At 68.8% G+C, this 21,276-nt stretch carries 19 protein-coding genes; 9 read left to right on the plus strand and 10 right to left on the minus strand.

From position 1 onward, the window contains the following. Both FCK90_RS05370 and glpX read right to left on the minus strand, forming a co-directional pair. Positions 1-1,353 (minus strand): hypothetical protein, encoded by a 1,353-nt coding sequence (locus tag FCK90_RS05370; protein WP_158033278.1) that lies wholly within the window; start codon positions 1,351-1,353, stop codon positions 1-3. A 230-nt stretch (positions 1,354-1,583) separates the two neighbouring features. Continuing rightward, on the minus strand, positions 1,584-2,531 hold the full coding sequence (gene glpX, locus FCK90_RS05375) for a class II fructose-bisphosphatase (RefSeq protein ID WP_158033420.1): 948 nt from the start codon (positions 2,529-2,531) through the stop codon (positions 1,584-1,586). A gap of 222 nt (positions 2,532-2,753) precedes the next feature. Here glpX and FCK90_RS05380 point away from each other — a divergent pair, with 222 nt between their 5' ends. The 4 genes from FCK90_RS05380 to FCK90_RS05395 all read left to right on the plus strand — a co-directional run bounded on the left by FCK90_RS05380 (position 2,754) and on the right by FCK90_RS05395 (position 7,712). After that, entirely contained in the window at positions 2,754-3,467 is a 714-nt protein-coding gene (locus FCK90_RS05380) for a DUF4245 domain-containing protein (RefSeq protein WP_158033279.1), read from the plus strand. Positions 3,468-3,617: 150 nt separating this feature from the next. Next, positions 3,618-4,205, plus strand: a complete 588-nt coding sequence (locus tag FCK90_RS05385; RefSeq protein WP_425481688.1) for a carbonic anhydrase — start codon at positions 3,618-3,620, stop codon at positions 4,203-4,205. A 90-nt stretch (positions 4,206-4,295) separates the two neighbouring features. Further along, on the plus strand, positions 4,296-5,708 hold the full coding sequence (locus tag FCK90_RS05390) for a class II fumarate hydratase (RefSeq protein WP_158033281.1): 1,413 nt from the start codon (positions 4,296-4,298) through the stop codon (positions 5,706-5,708). Between the two features lie 258 nt (positions 5,709-5,966). Continuing rightward, a complete protein-coding gene (locus tag FCK90_RS05395; RefSeq protein WP_158033282.1) occupies positions 5,967-7,712 on the plus strand; it encodes a pyruvate dehydrogenase in 1,746 nt (581 codons plus the stop codon). Between the two features lie 74 nt (positions 7,713-7,786). Here the strand turns inward: FCK90_RS05395 and rraA are convergent, their stop codons facing one another. Genes rraA through FCK90_RS05410 form a run of 3 tightly spaced genes read right to left on the minus strand, consistent with a single transcriptional unit; the run spans position 7,787 to position 9,366 of the window. Continuing rightward, entirely contained in the window at positions 7,787-8,305 is a 519-nt protein-coding gene (gene rraA / locus FCK90_RS05400; protein ID WP_246180015.1) for a ribonuclease E activity regulator RraA, read from the minus strand. A 47-nt stretch (positions 8,306-8,352) separates the two neighbouring features. After that, on the minus strand, positions 8,353-8,838 hold the full coding sequence (locus FCK90_RS05405) for an NUDIX hydrolase (protein WP_158033284.1): 486 nt from the start codon (positions 8,836-8,838) through the stop codon (positions 8,353-8,355). Positions 8,839-8,850: 12 nt separating this feature from the next. Further along, positions 8,851-9,366, minus strand: coding sequence for a prepilin peptidase (locus FCK90_RS05410; RefSeq protein ID WP_158033285.1), 516 nt, complete (start codon positions 9,364-9,366; stop codon positions 8,851-8,853). Positions 9,367-9,524: 158 nt separating this feature from the next. On the opposite strand from FCK90_RS05410, the gene FCK90_RS05415 reads away from it, so the two are divergent. From FCK90_RS05415 to FCK90_RS05425, 3 genes are all read left to right on the plus strand, one after another. Then, on the plus strand, positions 9,525-10,352 hold the full coding sequence (locus tag FCK90_RS05415; RefSeq protein WP_158033286.1) for a hypothetical protein: 828 nt from the start codon (positions 9,525-9,527) through the stop codon (positions 10,350-10,352). 186 nt (positions 10,353-10,538) lie between these two features. Then, positions 10,539-11,921: a glycosyltransferase 87 family protein gene (locus tag FCK90_RS05420; RefSeq protein ID WP_158033287.1), complete on the plus strand. Its 1,383-nt coding sequence runs from the start codon at positions 10,539-10,541 to the stop codon at positions 11,919-11,921. 171 nt (positions 11,922-12,092) lie between these two features. Beyond that, on the plus strand, positions 12,093-13,115 hold the full coding sequence (locus tag FCK90_RS05425) for a chitinase (protein WP_158033288.1): 1,023 nt from the start codon (positions 12,093-12,095) through the stop codon (positions 13,113-13,115). Positions 13,116-13,175: 60 nt separating this feature from the next. On the opposite strand, the gene FCK90_RS05430 is transcribed toward FCK90_RS05425, so the two are convergent. The 3 genes from FCK90_RS05430 to FCK90_RS05440 all read right to left on the minus strand — a co-directional run bounded on the left by FCK90_RS05430 (position 13,176) and on the right by FCK90_RS05440 (position 18,270). Further along, positions 13,176-15,572 carry a bifunctional polysaccharide deacetylase/glycosyltransferase family 2 protein gene (locus FCK90_RS05430; RefSeq protein ID WP_158033289.1) on the minus strand — a complete coding sequence of 799 codons (2,397 nt, stop codon included), beginning with the start codon at positions 15,570-15,572 and terminating at the stop codon, positions 13,176-13,178. Between the two features lie 433 nt (positions 15,573-16,005). Then, positions 16,006-17,433, minus strand: coding sequence for an RNA 5'-3' helicase PhoH2 (gene phoH2 / locus FCK90_RS05435; RefSeq protein WP_158033290.1), 1,428 nt, complete (start codon positions 17,431-17,433; stop codon positions 16,006-16,008). A gap of 75 nt (positions 17,434-17,508) precedes the next feature. Continuing rightward, complete coding sequence (locus tag FCK90_RS05440) at positions 17,509-18,270, minus strand: isoprenyl transferase (RefSeq protein WP_158033291.1); 762 nt, start codon at positions 18,268-18,270, stop codon at positions 17,509-17,511. Between the two features lie 212 nt (positions 18,271-18,482). Between FCK90_RS05440 and trhA the strand changes: the two genes are divergently transcribed. After that, positions 18,483-19,238: a PAQR family membrane homeostasis protein TrhA gene (trhA, locus tag FCK90_RS05445; RefSeq protein ID WP_246180017.1), complete on the plus strand. Its 756-nt coding sequence runs from the start codon at positions 18,483-18,485 to the stop codon at positions 19,236-19,238. 69 nt (positions 19,239-19,307) lie between these two features. Here the strand turns inward: trhA and FCK90_RS05450 are convergent, their stop codons facing one another. Then, positions 19,308-19,574 (minus strand): hypothetical protein, encoded by a 267-nt coding sequence (locus tag FCK90_RS05450; RefSeq protein WP_158033292.1) that lies wholly within the window; start codon positions 19,572-19,574, stop codon positions 19,308-19,310. Between the two features lie 86 nt (positions 19,575-19,660). Then, a complete protein-coding gene (gene mca / locus FCK90_RS05455) occupies positions 19,661-20,608 on the minus strand; it encodes a mycothiol conjugate amidase Mca (protein WP_246180018.1) in 948 nt (315 codons plus the stop codon). A 141-nt stretch (positions 20,609-20,749) separates the two neighbouring features. On the opposite strand from mca, the gene FCK90_RS05460 reads away from it, so the two are divergent. Continuing rightward, positions 20,750-21,244 (plus strand): DUF4307 domain-containing protein, encoded by a 495-nt coding sequence (locus tag FCK90_RS05460; protein ID WP_158033293.1) that lies wholly within the window; start codon positions 20,750-20,752, stop codon positions 21,242-21,244. The last annotated feature ends 32 nt before the right edge of the window (positions 21,245-21,276 follow it).

Genomic DNA, 21,276 nt, shown 5'->3' on the forward strand with positions numbered 1-21,276 from the left:
TCAGCGGCCCGCGGCGTCCCTGAACGCCCTCATCCCCTCGGCGTAAAGACGCTTGACGGAGGAGATGGGACGGCCCGCTCTCGGCGGTCGTTCCTGCGGTGACGCTGTCCCGGTGTCGCCGTTCTTCTTCCGGGGCTCGCGCTGGTGTTCCGAGGACGCCCGGGGTGCGGCGTCTCCCCGGGACTCCCCCGGCGTGGCCGCGGCATCCCGCGCCGGCTCGATCTCCCGCTGGGCGGGCGTGACGCCCGTCATCTCGATCCCGAGATCCTGGCTGACCTGCCGCCGCACCTGGTCCACGCGCTGCGGCTCCGCCGCCGCGTCGGCCCCCTGGTGTGCCTGCGGCTCGACGCCCGGATCGTCCTTCCTCCGCCCGCGGACACGGCGCTTCCTGCCTCCGCCCGTACCGGCGGAGGGCTTCGCGCCGGTGGCTTCGACGAGGTCCTTGCGCCAGGTCCCGAGAACGGCCCGCTCCCGATCGGCGAGCTCGCGCACGACGGTGGGGACGTGCTTGTCCTTCGCATCTCCGCCGTCCATGCGCTGGACGCCGCGTTTCTGCAGCTCCACGACCCCGGTGAGCAGCAGGGCGTCGTCGATGCCCAGTTCCCGGGCCTTTCGGGTGAAGCCGATGCGGTAGAGCATGGCCAGGCCAACGGTGTGGACGAACCACAGATAGCCCAGTGCCTCCGGCTGCTCCCCGGGTCGCTCCTGGGTCGCCACGAGCAGCAGCGAGTCCTGCCCCAGGTCCTTCAGGAGATGATTGATCTGCCCGGTCTTCAGGCCGACCGCGCGCACCCCTCCGGAATCGGCGGTGATCTCCCGTACGGTGACATCCGATACGCGCAGCCCCGCCCGGCACCGGTCCAGGGTCTCGGCGGACAACCGGGCCGAGAGCGCCTTCTCGGTCTCGCCCAGCGGGACCCGCAGCCTGAGCGGGCCGGCCTCGGCCTCCCCCACCGGATCCAGCGGCGTCCAGCTCCGCTGGTCCAGGGCCTCCCTGAGATGCACCGCGCCGGGGACGTCGACCGTCAGGGTGATCCGCTCGGCACGGTAGCGGTCCGCCGCGTAGCGGGCCAGGGCGTCCATGAACGCCGGGACCGTGGCGGGCCTGTTCACGTGGACCTGCTGGCCTTCGGCCAGGATCCGGCCGTGGTGGGGGCGGATCTGAAGCTGCGCATAACCCACCATGCGTTCCTCGGAGTCCCGGACCAGCACCCGATCCACCGTGAGGTCCTCGCCCTCCGCGGCCTGCTGTACCGCCCCGATCCCCCACAGCTGGTCGGGGTGACCACCGGTCACGCGAACGGTCGCGTCCCAGGTCTTCTGGTTCAGACTGGAACTTACGGACAGAGCCACGGCAGGCGGATTCCTTTGTGCGCTGGGGGCGGTGCTCCCGGCTGGGGGCGCGGGGAGACCGTGGACGTACGGGGGTCGGGCATATTCTATGCGCCGCAGCGGGCGGAGACGTTCGTGGTCCGGGTGCGAGCGCACCCGGACCACGAACCTCATCCTCGCAGAGCCGCTCAGACAGACGCACGCCGCACCGGGCAGCAGCCTCGCTCAGGCGACGGAGGTGCAACCGGACGTCAGTGCCGGGCGTACTTCTCCCACTTGGAGGCGACATGCTCGGCCTCGACCACGCGGACGGTGCCCGACCGCGAGCGCATGACCAGCGACTGCGTGACGATCCGCTGACCGTGGTAGCGCACCCCGCGCAAGAGGTCGCCGTCGGTGATGCCGGAGGCCGCGAAGAAGCAGTTGTCGGAGGTGACCAGGTCGTTGGTGGTCAGCACCTGATCGACGTCGAGACCGGCCGCAGCCGCCTTCTCCTGTTCCGCCTCGTCCGTGGGCGCCAGGCGGCCCTGGATCACGCCACCGGTGGCCTTCACCGCGCACGCGGTCACGATGCCCTCGGGGGTGCCGCCCGTCCCCATCATCACGTCCACTCCGGTGCCTTCGCGGCACGCCGCGATCGAGCCGGCGACATCGCCGTCGAGGATCATGCGGGTGCGGGCCCCGGTCTTGCGGATCTCCTCGACCAGGTCGGCATGGCGGGGGCGGTCCAGGACGCAGACCGTCAGCTGGTTGACCGGCACCCCTTTGGCGCGGGCCACCAGATGCAGGTTCTGCTTGACCGGCAGGCGCAGATCCACGAAATCGGCGGCTTCCGGTCCCACCACGAGCTTCTCCATGTAGAACACGGCGGAGGGGTCGAACATGGAGCCGCCGTCGGCCACCGCGATCACGGACAGGGCGTTGTTCATGCCCAGGGCCGTGAGGCGGGTCCCGTCGATCGGATCGACGGCGATATCCGAGGCCGCTCCCGACCCCTCACCGACCTGCTCACCGTTGAACAGCATGGGGGCCTCGTCCTTCTCGCCCTCGCCGATCACCACGGTGCCGTTGAAGTCCACGGTGGACAGGAACGAGCGCATGGCGTCCACGGCCGCGCCGTCGGCACTGTTCTTGTCACCTGCACCCACCCAATGGCCTGCCGCAATCGCTGCGGCCTCGGTCACGCGGACCAGTTCCATCGCCAGGTTGCGATCGGGTGCGTTGGGGGGCCTTGTCTGCTCTACCACAGCGTTTCCTCACCTTCGGGTGCATGGGTGCCGACGTCGGCGTCGACCTCACCCCCAGGATAGTCAGGTCCGGCCGCTCGTGGACGGAACCACGGGCCGGAGACTTCCCGGAATCGTCGTCGATGAGGGACTCCCGGGGACGCCGGTCACCGCCACCTGCCGGTTGCAGGCACAATGGAGTCCGTGAGTCAGCAGCATCCCCAGGTCCATCACGACCGGCACGAGCCGGCGGCGCCCCGCGACGCCGAGGACGAACCGCAGGTCACCCCGCAGATCACGAGCAAGCAGGCCAAGCGGATCAACGCCCCCGCCCGGGGGATGATCATCTCCATGGCCGTCCTGGTCCTGCTCGCCCTGCCGTTCTTCCTGCTGCAACCGCGCCCCGACGGGCAGACCTACCGCCCGGACGTCGACGTGGCGCAGGAGGCCGGCTACGCCGCCGATGTCGCCGGCTTCGAGCCCCTGGCCCCCGAGCTCGGCGACGGCTACAGCCCCAACTACGCCCGGTGGCAGGGCAATACGGCCGATGGCGTGGACCGCTGGGAAGCCGGTTGGGTCACGCCGTCCTCCCGGTTCATCGGACTGGTGCAGACGGACCAGGCCAACCCCACCTGGCTGGTCGAACAGCTCGACCAGGCCCCCCAGACCGGAACCAGAGAGGCTCACGGGGTGGAATGGCGCACCTACCAGGCCGAGGACGACCAGGGGCGGCCCGCCCGCTCCTGGGTCGGGGAATCCGGCGGCAGCACCATCGTGCTGACGGGCACCGCGACCGACGAGGAATTCGACCATGTCGCGGCCGCCGTCGTGTCCGCGGCGTCCTCCTCCCCGGCCGCCGACGACGGCGCATCCGCCGCTCCCTCCGCCGCGTCGCCGTCGGGAAGCTGAGCCCGGCGCGAGAACCGCGGCCCCACGAGCCCCGTCCGTCCTCGGACGTTCCGTCCAGAATCCAACGGCGAGTGCCAGGAGAAACCCATGAATGCAGAGATCCGCCCCTCCGAGCCCCAGAACCTGAGCCCGCAGGAGGCCTGGGAGAAGCTGCGCGAGGGCAACGCCCGGTTCGTGCAGAACGGGGCCGAGCACCCCAACCAGGACGCCAGCCGCAGGCAGGCCCTGGCCGCAGCCCAGCATCCCTTCACCACGATCTTCGGTTGCTCGGACTCCCGGCTGGCCGCGGAGATCATCTTCGACCTCGGGCTGGGCGACGCCTTCGTGGTGCGCACCGCCGGGCAGGTCGTGGCCGACGCCGTGCTGGGCACCCTCGAGTACTCCGTCGAGGCCCTGAACGTCCCGCTCATCGTGATCCTCGGCCACGACTCATGCGGCGCGGTCACCGCCACCAAGGGAGCCGTCGAGAGCGGCAAGCTGCCCCGCGGCTTCCAGCGCTCGCTGGTCGAACGCATCACCCCGGCCGTGCTGGAGGGGCAGCGCACGGGCAGCACGACGGTCAACGACATGGTCGTCGAGAACGTCCGCCTGGTCGCCGAGCGCATCCTGGATCAGTCGCAGTGCATCGCCGCCGCCGTGGAACGGGGGGAGCTGGCCATCGTCGGGCTCTTCTACAACCTCTCCGACGGCAAGGCCGAGCTCATCTACCAGCACGGCGACGCCCTCGCCCAGGGCTGAGCACAGGACGTTCCCGGCTGCCTCGGGCCGGAGCACGACCGGCCCGGGGCGCCGTCGTCACGAATGTGGCACCGGCCATAGACTGAGGCCATGGCAGAAAACACCGCTGAATTCCGTATCGAACACGACACCATGGGCGAGGTGAAGGTCCCGGTCGACGCGCTGTACCGTGCCCAGACGCAGCGCGCCGTGGAGAACTTCCCGATCTCCGGCAAGACGCTGGAGCGCCAGCACATCAAGGCCCTGGCGCAGGTCAAGAAGGCCGCTGCACAGGCCAACCTGGAGCTGGAGGTGCTCGACGGCGAGCGCTCGCAGGCCATCCAGGACGCGGCCGACCTGGTGGCCTCCGGCGAATACGACGAGCACTTCCCGATCGACGTCTTCCAGACCGGTTCCGGGACCTCCTCGAACATGAACACCAACGAGGTGCTGGCCACCCTGGCGACCCGGGCTCTCGAGGGCTCGGGGACCGAGGTCCACCCCAACGACCACGTCAACGCCTCGCAGTCCTCCAACGACGTCTTCCCCACCTCCGTGCACGTCGCCGTGACCGCCGCCCTGTCCTTCGAGCTGATCCCCGCCATGGAGACGCTGGCCGGCTCCCTGGAGAAGAAGGCGGCGGAGTTCAAGGACGTGGTGAAGTCCGGCCGCACGCACCTGATGGACGCGACCCCCGTGACCCTGGGCCAGGAGTTCGGCGGCTACGCGGCACAGGTGCGCTACGGCATCGAGCGGATCAAGGCCTCCCTGCCCCGCGTCGCGGAGGTCCCCCTGGGCGGCACCGCCGTGGGCACCGGCATCAACACCCCCGCGGGCTTCTCCGCCCGCGTCATCGAGCTGCTGGCGGCGGAGACGGACCTGCCCATCACGGAGGCGCGCAACCACTTCGAGGCCCAGGCCAACCGCGACGGCCTGGTCGAGGCCTCCGGCCAGCTGCGCAACATCGCCTACTCCTACATGAAGATCAACAACGATCTCCGCTGGATGGGCTCCGGCCCCAACACCGGGCTCGGGGAGATCTCCATCCCGGACCTGCAGCCCGGCTCCTCGATCATGCCCGGCAAGGTCAACCCGGTGATCTGCGAGGCCGCCATCCAGGTGGCCGCCCAGGTGATCGGCAACGACACCACGGTGGCGCTGTCCTCGACCAACGGCGCTTTCGAGCTCAACGTGGGCATCCCCGTCATGGCGGCCAACCTCCTGGAGTCCATCCGCCTGCTGGCCAACACCTCCACAGTCATGGCGGAGAAGATGATCGACGGCCTGACGGCCAACGAGGAGCGCTGCCGGTTCCTCGCGGAGGCCTCGCCCTCGATCGTGACCCCCCTGAACAAGGCCATCGGCTACGAGGCCGCGGCCAAGATCGCCAAGCACGCCGTGGCCAACAAGGTCACCGTGCGCGAGGCCACCGTGGAGCTGGGTTACGTGGACGGCGAGAAGCTCACCGAGCAGCAGCTCGACGCGGCGCTGGACGTGACCACCATGACGGGGCCGAACACCTGAGCCGCGCCTCGGGCAGCCGGCTCTGAGCCGCACTCACCGGACCGCCACCCGACCATCGCACCTGCGCCGTGGTCGGGTGGCGGTTCTCACGTTCAGCGGCCGGAGAACGGCCGCGGGCCGCGTCTCCATGCCGAACGGACCCCGCCGGGCGCAGATCACACCGGCACTGGGGTAACAGCGCTGGACAGCAGGCATACGATCGACAGTGACATGCGGCCGGATCCGGCCGGCTGCGCTTCGAACGTCGATGGAGGACTCATGAAACTCGCCGAACAGATCGTCGCCCAGCTGCAGCAGGCCGGAGTGAAGCGCATCTACGGGATCGTGGGCGACAGCCTCAATCCCGTGGTGGACGCCGTCCGGCAGACCGGTGGAGCGGCCAAGGGCGGCATCGACTGGATCCACGTGCGGCACGAGGAGGCCGCCGCCTTCGCTGCAGCGGCCGAAGCCCAGCTGACCGGTGAGCTGGCCGTGTGCGCGGGTTCCTGCGGCCCCGGCAACCTGCACCTGATCAACGGCCTCTACGACGCCCAGCGTTCCGGCGCGCCCGTGCTGGCCATCGCCTCCCACATCCCGTCCGCCCAGATCGGCCAGTCGTTCTTCCAGGAGACCCACCCGGACCGGCTGTTCAACGAGTGCTCGGTCTACAGCGAGCTGATCTCGACGACCACGCAGTCCCCGCGCGTGCTCCGCTCCGCGATCCAGCACGCCACGAGCCTCAACGGTGTCGCCGTCGTGACCCTGCCCGGCGATGTCGCCGATCTCGAGGCCACGGAGCCCACCCCGGGGTGGACCCCGGTCATGGCCGCCTCCACGGTGCCGGATCCCGAATGCGTCCAGGAGATCGCCCGGGTGCTCAACGAGGCGAAGAAGGTCGCGATCTTCGCGGGCGACGGCGTGCGCGGAGCCCACGCCGAGGTGATCCAGCTGGCTGAGACGCTGGGGGCGCCCGTCGGACACTCCTTGCGCGGCAAGGACGCCATCCAGTTCGATAACCCCTACGACGTCGGCATGACCGGCCTGCTCGGCTACGGCGCGGCGGCGGAGGGGCTCAAGGACGCCGACGTGATGCTGATGCTCGGCACCGACTTCCCCTACGACCAGTTCCTGCCCGAGACCACCACCATCCAGGTGGACCGCAACCCGGCCGTCCTGGGCCGGCGCACGGAAGTCCAGTACCCGGTCCAGGGCGATGTGCTGCCGACCGTGCAGGCGCTGCTGCCCCTGCTCACGGCCAAGAAGGACACCAGCTTCCTCAAGAAGACCCTCAAGCGCCACGACAAGATCATGAACCATGCCGTGGGGGCCTACACCCGCAACGTCAAGCGCCTGAGCCCCATCCACCCCGAGTACGTGGCCGATGTCCTGGACCAGGTCGCCGCTGAGGACGCGATCTTCACCGCCGACACCGGGATGTGCAACGTCTGGTCGGCCCGGTACCTCCGCCCGCTGGGCACCCGCAGGATCATCGGCTCCTACCTGCACGGCTCCATGGCCAATGCCCTGCCCCACGCGATCGGCTCCCAGGTGGCCTACCCGGACCGCCAGGTGGTCGCCATGTCCGGCGACGGCGGCCTGTCCATGCTGATGGGCGAGCTGGTGACCGCGGCGATGTACCAGCTGCCGCTGACCGTCGTCGTGTTCAACAACTCCACCCTGGGCATGGTCAAGCTGGAGATGCTGGTCGACGGCCTCCCGGACTTCGGCGTGGACGTCCCGGACACCAACTACGCCAAGGTCGCCGAGGCCGTGGGTTTCCAGGCCCAGCGGGTGGTCAAGGCCAAGGACGTCGAAGGCGCCCTGAAATCGGCGCTGGCCCACCAGGGCCCGTCGCTGGTGGAGGTCATCACCGACCCCAACGCGCTGTCCATGCCGCCGGAGATCAAGGGCGGGCAGGTCTTCGGCTTCGCGACGGCCATCAGCAAGGTCGTGCTCAACCGTGGCGCCGGCGAGGCGGTCTCGATGGCCCGCTCGAACCTGCGCAACGCCAACGCCCTGCGCTGACCGCCGCTTGAGATGTGAGTTGAGCCGCCCATCGAAGCTGATGGGCGGCTCAACTCACATCTCAAGCGGAAAAGTCAGCGTTCGACCAGGATCCCGTCCTCGTCGCAGAAGACCATGGCGCCCGGCCGGAAGACCACGCCGTCGATGGTGACGACGGCGTCCACCTCGCCGGCGCCTTCCTTCGCGCTCTTCTTTGGGTTGCTGCCCAGCGCCTTGATGCCCAGGGGCAGCCGGGCCATCTCCGACCGGTCCCGGATCGCGCCGTGGACGATCACCCCCGCCCAGCCGTTGTCGGCAGCCGCCTGGGCGATGTTCCCGCCCATGAGCGCGGTCCGCAGCGAGCCTTCGCCGTCGATCACCAGCACCGCTCCGTCGCCGGGTTCCGCGGTGACGGCCTTGACCAGGGCGTTGTCCTCCACCGAGTGGATGGTGCGGACCGGGCCGTGGAAGCGGGTACGGCCGCCCACCGACTGGAACTGCACCGAGACGGACTGCAGCTGCTCTCCGCGTTCGTCGTAGAGGTCCGCGGTCAGGATCTCAGCGGTGCCGGCCGCATCTGCTGCGGGGCCGGCGTTGATGGCTTGCTCGGACATGGAGGTTCTCTCTTTCGGCGACGACGGGTTCACTGCTGACGACGTGCTCATCCGGCGGAGTCCTGACTCGCCACGAAACGGGTCCGTCCGTCGAAGTCGACGGCCATCCTGATCCGCAGCAGCAGTTCCTCCGCGATGGGAGGCAGATCGTCCAGGGGGAACCAGCCGACCTCGCTGGACTCGTCGTCGTTGACCACCGGTTCGCCGCTGACCCAGCGGCAGCGGAAGGTGTGATCCAGGAAGGTGCAGCGGTCCCCGTTCGGGAAGGCCTTCTCGGCACCGGCCTTGACCCAGGCCAGGCCCTCGACGGCGCAGATCACCCCGGTCTCCTCCTGGCACTCCCGGATGGCGGTGACGGCCGGCTCCTCGCCGGGGTCCACGATGCCCGTGATCGGGGTCCAGCGCCCGTTGTCGGCACGTCTGACCAGGAGCACCTGCTCATCGCGGAGCACGACGGCGGTCGCCCCGGCGAGCCACAGGCTGTCCTGACCGATCTTCTGACGCAGTTCGACGATGAAATCCGGCGTGGGCATGCCCCGATCCTTTCACACGAGCACGAGGGACAGCGCGGTCCCCGCGAGCATCGCTGGGCCGAAGGGGACCCTGTCGGCGGCACCCGCGCGCCGGGAGATCAGGAGGAACACCGCATACAGTCCGCCGACCACGAAACCGAGGACCGTAGCCCACAGCACGTGCCACGGGGAGGCGAATCCCAGGACGGTGCCGAGCATTCCCGCCAGGCGCACGTCTCCACGCCCCAGGGCACCACGGGACACCCGGCGCAGCAGGTAGTACAGCAGCCACAGGACCACCGCCCCGCCGGCCATGCCCAGCAGACGTGACGGCTCGCCGGACAGCACGGCCGCGGAGCCGAACAGCACGGCCGACGCCGCCCAGGCCGGGCGGACGACCGTACCGGGCAGCTTGTGCTCGCGGACATCCTTGAATGCCAGCCAGGTGGAGATCAGGGCCAGCCCGGTCAAGGCGAGCAGCACGAAGAAGGTCGCCGTCAGGCTCCCCAGGTCCCCCGCCGAGGCGTGGCGGGTCAAGTACTCACCCATGTACACCACGGTAGTCACTCATGCCTGGTCGTGACGTCGTGGAGCATGACCTGTGAATTAGCTGTTGATCTGTCAACAAATACTCATCGATAATCCTCCGCAGCCCTCTCGCCCCTCCCGCGGCATGGGCTGCAAGGGCCCGACCCTAGACTGGGAACATGTCGCCCAGCACGCCGTACGGCCGCCCCACCGCAGCCCCGGGAACGGATCCCGAGGAGTTCGCCGCGCTGTGCAGGTCCTCACCGTGGCGCTGGGACACCGTGCGTTTCACGATCGAGTGGCTCCTGCCGCAGCGGGCAGCCGATCCCAGCGGTCCGGCCGTTCGCGACGCCAGCATGGGGGCCCCCGAGGACACCGCCCCCGCGCCGGTCCGGGCCTGGATCCGCCGGCCCAAGGACCTTCGCGTGGAGACGCTGGACGGACGACCGGTCTATACGACGACGACCCTCGGGAAATCCCTGGAGGACTTCTACGTGGCCTCCCGCCCAGACTCCTGGCTGCTCCAGCCGTCGCTGGTCGCGCCGGTGTACCGCCGCTCGGGGCTGGTCGAACGCCGGCCCGAGGCGGCCTACGGCGACCCCGTCTTCGGGGGCGGGCGCTGGCAGGCCGTGCTGGACCCGTTCGAGATCGCGGGCGCCCATCCCGCTCCCCTGTACCTCTCGGCCCAGCAGCCCGCGGCCATCTCCGATGTGCGCCTCGACCGTGACAACGGGCGCCGCGTCCGCCGGGCCGTCGTCAGCCCTCGCATCAGCTACCGGCCACTGGAACCGGGGCACCCCCTGGTCCCGGCCCCGACGCTGGTCACCATCGACGAGCAGACGGGCATCTGCGTCGCCACCTCCGTGCTGCGCGGCCCGCTCACCGGGGCCGGGCACCGGCTCCGGATCGAGGCCGTGGACGACTATCTCCTGGACGACCTCTTCACCCCGGTGTCCTTCGACCTGACCGACGTCTCTCAGCACGTGCCGTGGACGGTCGGGGGCTGACTCCCGGCTGTGTGACCCCGAGCCGGCTGAACATGACCCAGGATCCGGGAAATGAACCCCCGGATGGACGCTAGGCAATAGGCTTGGTCCGGCTGTGGACCCTTCGAGGAAGCTGCCCGTGCGCCCGGTCCTCGCGCCACGTCCCCTGCCCCGCCAAGCGTCAGCTGCCCCGTCCCAGAAGGTCCCATGCCCTCCATACTCCGCGGCCTCCCCGTAGCGATTCCCCGTCCTCCCGCTCCGTCCGCCCCCGTTCCGGCCCGCTCCAGGGCCATCATGCTGGCGGGCTACGTGGCGATGACAGTCGCATTCGTGTTCTACGTGGTCGCCACCCGCCCCAACACGGGGCTGGACATGGAGGTCTACTGGCGCGCAGCCCAGGTACTGCACGGCGTCAACCCCACCGCCACGGAGCTCTACGACCCCGGTCTGGTCAACATCGGCTCGGCTCTGCTGCCGTTCACCTACCCGCCGATCTCGGCGCTGATCTTCTCTCCCCTGGGCGGTCTCACCCTGGAGGAGGCATGGCAGGTGGTGGCTCCGGTCGAGGCCGTCCTGATCGGCGTCTTCGCCTGGCTCGTACTGCGCCTCGCGCCCTTCGCCAGGGGCTGGTTCGGGGTGCAGGTCGTCCCCAGCCTGATCGCCTACGCCGTGGTCCTCGGGCTGCTGTGGAACCTCTTCCCCTTGCGTTTCACCGTCGCGCTCGGGCAGATCAACACTCTCCTGGCCATCCTGATCATGGCGGATCTGGCGCGACGACCCTCCCGCCGCTGGGGCAGCGGGATCCTGACCGGTTTCGCCGCGGGGCTGAAGGTCACCCCCGCCGCCATGGGGCTGGTCCCCCTGGCTCAGGGACGCTGGCGCACGATCGTGGGCATGGGAATCGGGCTGGCGACGACGATCGCGATCTCCGCCCTCTTCCTGCCCCGGGAGGTCTGGTCCTACTTCGGCACCCAGCTCTGGGAGACCGGCCGGGTCGGCCAGGAGGACCGGATCTCCAACATGTCCCTCAACGGGATGCTGCACCTGCTGGGATTCCCGGACGGGGTGATCTCCCCCTTGCGCATGGTGCTGATCCTGCTGGTGATCGTAGGCGGCGCGCTCGCCATCCGGCGGATCTCTCGCGCGGGCGACCTCTACAGCGCCACCCTGATCGGCGCGCTCGTCATGCTGCTGATCTCCCCCATCTCCTGGGAGCACCATTGGGTGTGGGTGGCCCCGCTGATCCTGGCGGTGCTCCCGGCCGAACCCAGGAACGCACCGGTCTGGGAGTGGGCCGTGGTCGCCCTGCTCATCGGGCTCCTGCTGTGGAGCTTCACCGACTCTCCGTACAACTTCGCCGCGCAGGTGCTCGGCCCCGAGTACACGCCGCGGGGACAGACCCTGCACGGACCGCCCGAGCTGGAGCGGACTTCCACGATCCCGGTCATGGTGGCCATGGCGGCAGGCGTGTGGCTGGCCGTGCGGCCCTATCCGCGACCGGATGCCCACGCCAGGGCGGCCGAGGAGGCCGCCGACGTGGAGGCGGCTCACGAGATGTCCGGCGAGGAGCGGGCGGAGCTCACGGCCTGAGCACGTTCCACCGCGGCGCACGGCCCCTCCGTTCCGCCGTAGACTCGGAAGGGTACGCACCGGCCGGGGACCGTGCGGACGGGCAGCCGCGCGCACGACCTCGATCGCGGTACTCGGCGACCTCGGCTCGTCCCCTCCCGCTGCGCCCCAACGAAAGCGACCAGTCCTCCGATGCGACCACTTACCCGTCTCTGCGCCTCCGTCGCCGTGCTCACCGCCACCGCGCTCACCGTGAGCGCCTGCGGGCAGGGGGCCAGGCCCCCGTGGTTCGGCAGCTACGTCAACGCGACGGCGTACCCCTACTACGAGTTCCGTGATCACGGCCCGGAGATGGGGCGCACGGTGCTCGGCTTCGTCGTGGCCGATCCCGACTCCGACTGCTCCCCCTCGTGGGGCGGATACTTCGACCTGGACGAGGCCGCGGACCGGCTGTCCATGGACGACCAGGTCCGCGCCGTGCAGGACTCGGGCGGCGACGTGGCGATCTCCTTCGGCGGCGCGGCGGGTGCCGAGCTGGCGACCGCGTGCACGGATACGACGGAGCTCTACGAGGCGTACAGCTCCGTGATCGATCGTTATGGCGTGACGACCCTCGACTTCGACGTCGAGATGGACGACCTGACCGATTCCGACGCCGCGGTCCGGCGGGCGGAGGCGCTGGCGAGGCTTCAGAGCGAGTACGACGACCTGGAGATCTGGGTGACGCTCCCCGCCTCTCCGTACGGCTTGAACGAGGACTCCCAGGCCGTGGTGAACCAGATCCTCGAGGCCGAGGTGGAGCTGGCCGGGGTCAACATCATGACGATGAACTACTCCGAGTCCAAGCCCGCGGACCAGTCCATGGCCGCCGCATCCGAGGACACCGCTCGAGCGGTGCACGGCCAGTTGCAGGAGATCTACGCCCAGCACGGCCAGGAGCTCTCCGAGGAGGAGGTCTGGGGCAGGATCGGGCTGACCCCGATGATCGGGCAGAACGACGTGGAGGACGAGGTCCTCGATCTCGACGGCGCCGCCGAGCTCAACCGCTTCGCCCAGGAACACGGTGTCGGGCGGATGACCTACTGGTCTGCGAACCGGGACCGGGCGTGCACCCCTGAAAACGGGGATCCGGCGGAGGCCAATGACTTCTGCAGCGGCGTGGACCAGGAGACCGGCGACTTCGCCGCCGCGCTGCGGGAGGGTTTCGACACCTGAGCACCGAAGGATGATGCCCGTGCCGCAGGGTGGGGATCCCTGCGGCACGGGGGCGGCTTTTTACACGGTGGCGGGCACGGGAGCCGTGCGGGCCTCGGGAATCTCGGCGACGCTGTTCATGCGTTCGGGCTTGTACCAGCCCACGACCTTGCCCTTGAGCGCCTTGATCAGGGAGGCGTAGAGCAGGTAGGCCCTCAGGGGCTCGTAGATGACCCGGTAGAAGGGGACCATGAGCAGGTGGCGGGGGCTCTCCTTGACCATCCAGATCGCGATCACGCAGATCACGCCGTGGATGAGCATCACGAAGCCCGCGAACAACGCGATGGGGTGCCAGTTGCCGCCCGCGAAGTTGATCCCCGCCATCACGACGGTCAGGGGCAGGAACACCAGCGGGATCAGGGTCGAGAGCATCGCATACGGCAGGGCGATCATGCCCAGGGCGCCGTACTTGGGGCGGAAGATCATCCCCGCGTGCTTCCACAGCGCCTGGATGTTCCCGTAGGTCCAGCGCAGCCGCTGCTTGGCCAGGCCCTTGACGGTCACGGGCGCCTCGGTCCAGGCCACGGCCTGGTTCTCCTGCACCACCGCGTAGCCCAGTCCCTGCAGGGTCATCGTCAGGTCGGCGTCCTCGGCGAGGGTGTCGTGGGAGTAGCCGCCCACAGCCACGAGCACATCCCGGCGCCAGGCCGCGCAGGCGCCCGGGACGATCGAGATGGCGCCCACGGTGCCCTCGGCCATACGCGTGACGCAGATACCGGAGATGTACTCCAGTGACTGCCACATGCTCAGCACGCCCTTGCGGTTGCCGACCTTGACGTGCCCGGCCACGGCGCCGACGGGGCGCTTGCCGTTGCTGTCGTAGAAGTGGCGGGCGAGCATGCGGATCGTCTGCGACTCGAAGAGCGTGTCCCCGTCCAGGGTCACGACGATCTCACCGCGGGCCTGCTCGATGCCGTGGTTGCTGGCCACGGACTTGCCGCCGTTGGCCTGCGTGATCACCCTCAGCCGAGGCCAGGTCCGGGCGAAGTCCTGCATGATCTCGAGCGTCCGGTCGGTCGAGCCGTCGTCGATGGCCAGCACCTCGAAGTTCGGGTAGTCGCTGCGCTGCAGCGCCTCGAGGGTACGGCGGACCACCGGCTCCTCGTTGAAGACGGGCAGGACCACCGACACGAGCGGCAGCTCCTCCTCCGGGATCTCCCGCCACACCCGCCGGCGCTGACGCCGGTGGCCCACGAGGGCCAGCGTCACGTACAGCACCGACATGATGGTCAGCGATCCCAGGCCGAACCAGAACAGCCAGGTGATGGTGACGTCGGGCCATACCAGCAGGCCGGTCAGCGCGAATGCGGTGGCCTCATCGGCCAGGACCGGCTTCTCGTCGGTGATGGGCTCGTATCCGGCCGGCAGCACGGGGGCCAGGGTGCTGAAGGTGTACCCATCGGCCTTGGCCTCGGCGATCAGGCCCTTGAGGGCCTCGACGGACGCCGTGCGATCGCCGCCGCCGTCGTGCATGAGCACGATCTGGCCGCTGCCGTCGAGCTCGGGGACCTCGATACGGTCGCCCGGGCTGTAGGTCCAGTCCTCGGTGTCCAGGGTGAAGTCCACGTGCAGGTAACCCAGCTGCTGGGCCTGCATGATGGGGAAGGCCTTGTTGTCCGGGTCGCCCGTGGGGAGCCGGAAGAGCGGCGTGGCGTAGTCCGCAGTGGAGCGCATCACGCGGTCCGTGGCGATCAGTTCCTCGCGGTTGCGGACGTTGCTGTCCCACGAGGTCACGTGCGTCATCGTGTGGTTGCCGACCATGTGACCCTCGCGGATCATGCGCTGGAAGACATCGGGGTGCTCCACCACGTTGGAGCCGATGTTGAAGAAGGTCGCGGGCACGCCCTCGGAGGAGAGCACGTCGAGCATCTCGGGTGTGTAGGTGACATCGGGACCGTCGTCGAAGGTCAGGTAGAGATGCTTCTCCTGCAGCTGCCCGAACCGCTCCATCACGTAGGGATGGTCGCCGACGGTCTGCTCCTCCTCCGGGTCAAGGGCGCGGATGTGCTCGCCCGTGAACGGCTCCGTGAGCATGGTGCGGCCGTCGATGTGCTCGACCAGCAGCACCCTCGAGAAGGGGTTGGACTGCTCCCCGAGCAGCGGGGTGTCCTCGACGTCCGCCGTGGCCAGCAGCTCGCTCGCGTAGTTGGGATCCTGGTTGAGCGTCCGGTCCCAGGTCTGGGACATGGCCTGCGGAACGATCCACAGCATGCTGCCCACGGCGATGATCGCCGCGAGAACCAGGATCCCGATCAGGCGGAACCATCGTTTGCCAGACCGGTCGTAGAAGACCGGGACCGTGGAGCCGTTGCGGGCTCGCCGTCCCCATCTTCCGCCGGAGCTCGTCCGCACTTTCAGCGCTTTTCGCGCGATTTTCCGCGGCAGGCGGACTTCTCCCCCGATAGCCGATTCAGCCATGGATTTCTTCTTCCCCCAAGAAACGACCCATCCCCTGATAGGCCGTAAAAATGCGGCCCATCAGTCCAATGGGCCGCGCGAGATATCCCCCGATACGTCGCTGACAGGACTATGCCGGACCGACCGCGGAAAGTCATCCCGCGATCCCGGCCGCATCAGCCCCGATCTACATGTATTCGCAACTTATTTGGCCTCACCGAGATCTTTCCGTTATCGAACGAGCCACCCGAAGCGCCAGCCCAGCGTTACATCCGGAAATCAATGAAAGTGCAAGGTATACATCGGTATTCATGCGCACGTCCGCCAAAGGGCATCATCTTGCCCAGTACCTACCCAGATTATTCTCAGTACTTTTTGAGGAATTTGACGCTACATGACGTCCCCGCCGCCGCACCTCATCGTCGGCGAGGCGGCGGGATCCGCCTCGCCGATGTCAGATCTCGGCGCGTTCGAGCACCTCGGTGACCAGGGCCGCGATCGGCGAGCGCTCGGACCGGGTCAGGGTGACGTGACCGAAGAGGGCGTGGCCCTTGAGGGCTTCGACCACCGCCACCACGCCGTCGTGACGGCCCACGTGCAGGTTGTCCCGCTGGGCGACATCGTGGGTGAGCACGACCTTGGAGTTCTGCCCGATACGCGAGAGCACGGTCAGCAGCACGTTCTTCTCCAGGGACTGCGCCTCGTCCACGATCACCCAGGCGTCATGCAGGGACCGGCCCCGGATATGGGTCAGCGGGAGAACGTCGATCAACCCCCGGGAGGTCACTTCGGTCATGACGTTCTCGGAGACCACCGCGCCCAGGGTGTCGTAGACGGCCTGACCCCAGGGATTCATCTTCTCGTCCTCGGTGCCCGGCAGATAGCCCAGCTCCTGACCGCCCACGGCGTAGAGCGGACGGAAGACGATGATGCGACGGTGCTCCTGACGCTCCAGGACGGCCTCCAGGCCGGCGCACAGGGCCAGCGCGGACTTGCCGGTGCCTGCCCTTCCGCCCAGGGAGACGATGCCCACCTCGGGGTCCGTGAGCAGGTCGATCGCCAGGCGCTGCTCGGCCGACCGGCCGCTGAGGCCGAACACCTCACGATCGCCGCGCACCACCTTCGAGGTGCCATCGGAACGCAGCCGGGCCAGGGCGTTCCCGCGCACCGAATGCAGGATCAGCCCGGTGTTCGTCACCAGCCCTTCCGTGCCGGGCACGACGACGGACTCATCCGCGTAGAGGCGGCCCACCACCTCGTCGTCGACGTCCAGCTCCTCCGTGCCCGTGAACTCGCCCTCGGAACCGGTGACCCACTCCGCGCGGTACTCGTCCGCGTCCAGTCCCAGGGCCGAGGCCTTGACCCGCATCGGCAGGTCCTTCGAGACCACGCAGACGTCGTGGCCCTCATCGGCCAGGTTCTTGGCCACAGCGAGGATGAGGGAGTCGTTGTCCTTGAGGCGGAAGCTGTGCGGCAGCACCGTGTCCGAGACGTGGTTGAGCTCCACGACCAGGCGGCCGCCGTCCTCACCCAGCGGCAGGGGCTTGTTCAGGTTGCCGTGCTCGAGCCGCAGCTGGTCCAGCAGGCGCAGTGCCTTGCGTGCGAAGTACCCGAGTTCCGGATCGTGCCGCTTGCCCTCGAGCTCGGTGATCACGATGACCGGCAGCACCACGTCGTGCTCCGCGAAACGGAGGATCGCCCGGGGGTCCGAGAGCAGCACCGACGTGTCCACGACGTAGGAGCGCACTCCCGGTCGGGCTGGTACGGCCTCGTCCGAGCTATGCCCAGCGTTCCGGTCCGGGCTGATGGTCGTCATCGCGGTGTCCTTCCGGTTGTGACGACCGGCGTCGGTTACCGGCCGCCTGATGCCACGGTGGCACATCCGACGCGATGCACCGGCCGTGGACACGTGAACGGCATGTGAATGACAGCTGTGTGACTTGACTCACGGTGAGACTCAGCCGCCGAACCGTCGCTTCCGGGACGCGTAGTCCCGCAGCGCCCGCAGGAAGTCGACGTGCCGGAAATCCGGCCACAGCGCCTCGCAGAAGTAGTACTCCGAGTAGGCCGACTGCCACATGAGGAACCCGGAGAGCCGCTGCTCCCCCGAGGTCCTGATCAGAAGGTCCGGGTCCGGCTGACCGCGGGTGTAGAGGTGCTCGGAGATGTGATCGGCCGAGAGGCTCTCCACCAGCTCGCGCATGTCCTCGCCGCGGTCCAGGGCTCCGGTGAAGATCTCCTTGACCGCGTCGACGATCTCCTGGCGCCCGCCGTAGCCCACCGCGATGTTCAGATGCGGCCCGGGGTTGTCCTGCGTGATCGTGCGCAGTCTCTCCAGGCGGTCCCTCAGGGACTCCGGGAGCAGGTCCAGGGTGCCGACCGGCTGGACCTGGCAGATCCGTTCCTCCTGCAGCCGGCGGGTCAGACCGGTGATGATCTCCAGGAGCGGCTCGAGTTCCGCGGCGGGTCGCTTGAGGTTCTCGGTCGAGAGCACGTACAGGGTGACCACCGGGATCTCCAGATCCCGGCACCAGCCGAGGAACTCGATGATCTTCTCCGCACCGGCCCGGTGACCGTCCTCGGTCGATCCCCCGAACTGCTTGGCCCACCTCCGGTTGCCGTCCACCAGCACGCCGATGTGATGGGGCAGCCTCTCGACGTCGAGATCGGCGGTCAGGCGCTGCTCGTAGAGCCGGTAGATCGGCCCGATCTTGGCCATGCCGCTTCCTCTCCCTCTTAGGTACCCGCGAACCGGCCCAGGGCGCCGAGCACGACGATCCACCCGGCCGGGTCTCGTCATCGCGATCTCAGTCTCCTATGGCTTGGCCCAATCTATCGTGTGGCTCACGAAGGCGTTCACCGGCCCGGCGGGGGAACTAGAATTGTTCCCAGTTCCGGAGGTATCACATACTTTCGCCCGAGGAGGCACCCGTGACGCAGCCGCCCCAGCAGAAGAGACGCTCGGTCCCGGTCATCCCGGATGTCATGGAGACCGTGGCGCATTCACCGTTATTGCACAAACTGGGCTCCACGCTGGCCCACCCGCCGGTGCCCCGCAAACCGTCCTGGCGCGGTTGGATCCATGCGGCGTTCACCCCCGTCGCCTTCGTGATGGTGCTCGTCGCCGTGATCCTGGCGCCCACCTTCGAGCTGCGCGTCGGATGCGCGATCTTCGGCATCACCGGCCTCCTGCTCTTCGGCGTCTCGGGGATCTACCACCGCAGCTACTGGTCACCGCGGGTCACCGCGATGCTGCGCCGGATGGACCATTGCAACATCGCACTCCTGATCGCCGGGACGTACACCCCCACGGCCATCGCCCTGCTGGAGAATCCGGTGCCGCTGCTCAGCATCGTCTGGGGCTGCGCGCTCGGGCTGGTGATCTTCCGGCTGATGTGGATGTCCGCCCCGCGGTGGCTGTACACGCCCCTGTACGTGATCATGGGCTGCATCGCCGTGGGCTACCTGCCGCAGTTCTGGCCCGTGCAGCCGGTCGCAACCGTCATGCTGGCGGTCGGCGGGCTCGCCTACATCGCCGGTGCGATCACCTACGCCCTGAAATGGCCGATTCTCACGCCCCGCACCTTCGGCTTCCACGAGGTCTTCCACGCCTGGACCGTGGTGGGGTTCATCTGCCACTACATCGCGATCATGTTCGCCATGCTCGGTTCCGGCCCCGCCGCCTGAGCCCGGCCGTCGCCGTCGGCCGTCGGCACGCGCCAGGCCTGATCCGGTGCCCACGGGGCCGCCGGAGTCTCAGGAACGGCCGGGGTCCTCGCCCTTCTCCCGCTTCTCCTGCGCCTCGCGAGCCTCCTGCGCCTCCCGCTCGCGGGCGTAGTCCATGCGGTAGCGCAACCTGCGCTGGCGGCGCACGAAGTCCACGATCAGCAGTGCCAGTGCGACCACCACGAAGAACGTGGCCAGGAAGCCGATCACACCCGGGCTGACCTGCTCGGCCTCCAGCCCCGGCATGAGCTCGTTGGGATCGGCGGAGGGCGTGGCCTCCAGGAACAGCGTCAGCATGCGGGGAACAACTCGGCTTTCGAAGAGTACGGGGCTACGGATACAGACAGGTCGGGTCAGGCGCGGACCAGGGGTGGAGGCACGGGCTAGATCTGCCAGTCCGGCTGGGGCGCGTAGTCCGGCTCGGGACGGACCTCGTCCACGATTCCGGCGAACAGGCAGGTCTCCGGGGTCGGCGCATCCACTCGCGAACCGGCCAGGACGTAGTCCTCCCACGGCCAGGCGGCCGCCTGGAACTCCGGGGAGACCGCGAAGAACATGGAGTCCGGCGCCACCTGGGTCTCATGGCAGCGCAGGGCGTCCTCGCGGACCTCGAAGGACTCCGGGCAGAAGATCTTGGTCGTGGTGGGGTGCTTCCCCAGAGCCGCCTTGTTGCCCTCGGCGTCCTGGGATTCGAGCAGGTGCGCGATCCGTTCGGCGAACGGGGACTCGAGGCCGCGTTCGGTCAGCGCCTCGTGCAGGGCGATGAAACGCTCGGTGTTGAAGGCCTTGTCGTAGTAGATCTTCAGGGGCTGCCACGGCTCGCCCAGCCCGGGGTAGGCCTCGGGGTCGCCCGCGGTCTCCCAGGCGTGCATGGCCACGTTGTGGGTCTGGATATGGTCCGGGTGCGGATAGCCGCCGTTCTCGTCGTAGGTGAGGATCACGTGCGGACGGAACTCACGGACCAGCTGGACCAGGGGCGCCGCCGCGCGCTCGACGGGCTGGAGGGCGAAGCATCCCCAGGGCAGCGGGGGCAACGGGTCGCCTTCGGGCAGTCCCGAGTCCACGAACCCGATCCACCGGTGCTGGATGTCCAGGGCACGGGCGGCCCCGCTCATCTCGGACCGCCGGTACCCGGCGAGGTCGCGTTCGGCGTGCGGCACGCCCTCCATGGCCTTGTTCAGGATGTCGCCGCGCTCGCCCCCAGTGTTGGTGGCCACCATGACCTCCACGCCCATGGAGCGGTAGTGCGCCATGGTTCCGGCACCCTTGGACGATTCGTCGTCGGGGTGGGCGTGGACCGCCAGCAGGCGCAGGTCGGAGTACGAAGGCACGGACAGGCTCCTTCGGCATCGGCGCGAGGCCGATATCGGTTCGGGTGATGGTGCGGGCCGGGTGCCACCCGCGTGCTGCGGATTCCGGGCAGCCCGCCCCATACTACGCGCACTCGCCACCGCGCCCTTAGACTGGGAGGCATGCCCGACGTCGACTCCTCCAGCCCGCAGCATCCCGCAGCATCGTCGTCGTCAGCCAGCGCCGTCCCCCCCCGTCACGAGGCCGAGGCCGCTGCGCGCCTGCGCCAGCGCTACTCCCGCCGCCCCGCGCGCAGCTTCTCCAGGAGGCAGCTGACCGTGGGGGCGGTCGTGGTGGCGGTTCTCGTCTGCGCTTTCGTCATCTGGCTGGTGGTGACGGAGGCGGCCCGTCCAACGACCAAGGACGTGGGCTTCGAGCTGATCTCGTCCTCCCGGATCACCGCCGACTTCGAGGTCACCAAGGACCCCGACGACGTCGTCCGGTGCGGCGTCGAGGCCCTCAACGAGAACTACGCCGTGGTGGGCTACGCCGAGACCACGATCGCCGAGGTCGCACCCGAGCGGGTCGTGGGCCGGACGAGCGCGCATCGGGTGGAGATCCGCACCACCAATCAGGCCAACTCGGCGCAGGTCGTGAAGTGCTGGGTCGTCGACTGACCGGGGCCCGGATGGCCGAACGTGACGGCAAC

Source organism: Kocuria coralli (assembly GCF_008831305.1).
GTDB lineage: Bacteria > Actinomycetota > Actinomycetes > Actinomycetales > Micrococcaceae > Kocuria > Kocuria coralli.

Bases quoted from the DNA above. Each gene is read 5' to 3' on its own strand.
- FCK90_RS05460 (WP_158033293.1), top strand. From the start codon at position 20,750: ATGCCCGACGTCGACTCCTCCAGCCCGCAGCATCCCGCAGCATCGTCG.
- FCK90_RS05450 (WP_158033292.1), bottom strand. From the start codon at position 19,574: ATGCTGACGCTGTTCCTGGAGGCCACGCCCTCCGCCGATCCCAACGAG.
- glpX (WP_158033420.1), bottom strand. From the start codon at position 2,531: ATGGAACTGGTCCGCGTGACCGAGGCCGCAGCGATTGCGGCAGGCCAT.
- FCK90_RS05420 (WP_158033287.1), top strand. From the start codon at position 10,539: ATGCCCTCCATACTCCGCGGCCTCCCCGTAGCGATTCCCCGTCCTCCC.
- FCK90_RS05395 (WP_158033282.1), top strand. From the start codon at position 5,967: ATGAAACTCGCCGAACAGATCGTCGCCCAGCTGCAGCAGGCCGGAGTG.
- FCK90_RS05440 (WP_158033291.1), bottom strand. From the start codon at position 18,270: ATGGCCAAGATCGGGCCGATCTACCGGCTCTACGAGCAGCGCCTGACC.
- FCK90_RS05390 (WP_158033281.1), top strand. From the start codon at position 4,296: ATGGCAGAAAACACCGCTGAATTCCGTATCGAACACGACACCATGGGC.
- FCK90_RS05410 (WP_158033285.1), bottom strand. From the start codon at position 9,366: ATGGGTGAGTACTTGACCCGCCACGCCTCGGCGGGGGACCTGGGGAGC.
- FCK90_RS05380 (WP_158033279.1), top strand. From the start codon at position 2,754: ATGGAGTCCGTGAGTCAGCAGCATCCCCAGGTCCATCACGACCGGCAC.
- FCK90_RS05430 (WP_158033289.1), bottom strand. From the start codon at position 15,572: ATGGCTGAATCGGCTATCGGGGGAGAAGTCCGCCTGCCGCGGAAAATC.
- phoH2 (WP_158033290.1), bottom strand. From the start codon at position 17,433: ATGTGCCACCGTGGCATCAGGCGGCCGGTAACCGACGCCGGTCGTCAC.
- FCK90_RS05405 (WP_158033284.1), bottom strand. From the start codon at position 8,838: ATGCCCACGCCGGATTTCATCGTCGAACTGCGTCAGAAGATCGGTCAG.
- FCK90_RS05415 (WP_158033286.1), top strand. From the start codon at position 9,525: ATGTCGCCCAGCACGCCGTACGGCCGCCCCACCGCAGCCCCGGGAACG.
- FCK90_RS05425 (WP_158033288.1), top strand. From the start codon at position 12,093: ATGCGACCACTTACCCGTCTCTGCGCCTCCGTCGCCGTGCTCACCGCC.
- rraA (WP_246180015.1), bottom strand. From the start codon at position 8,305: ATGTCCGAGCAAGCCATCAACGCCGGCCCCGCAGCAGATGCGGCCGGC.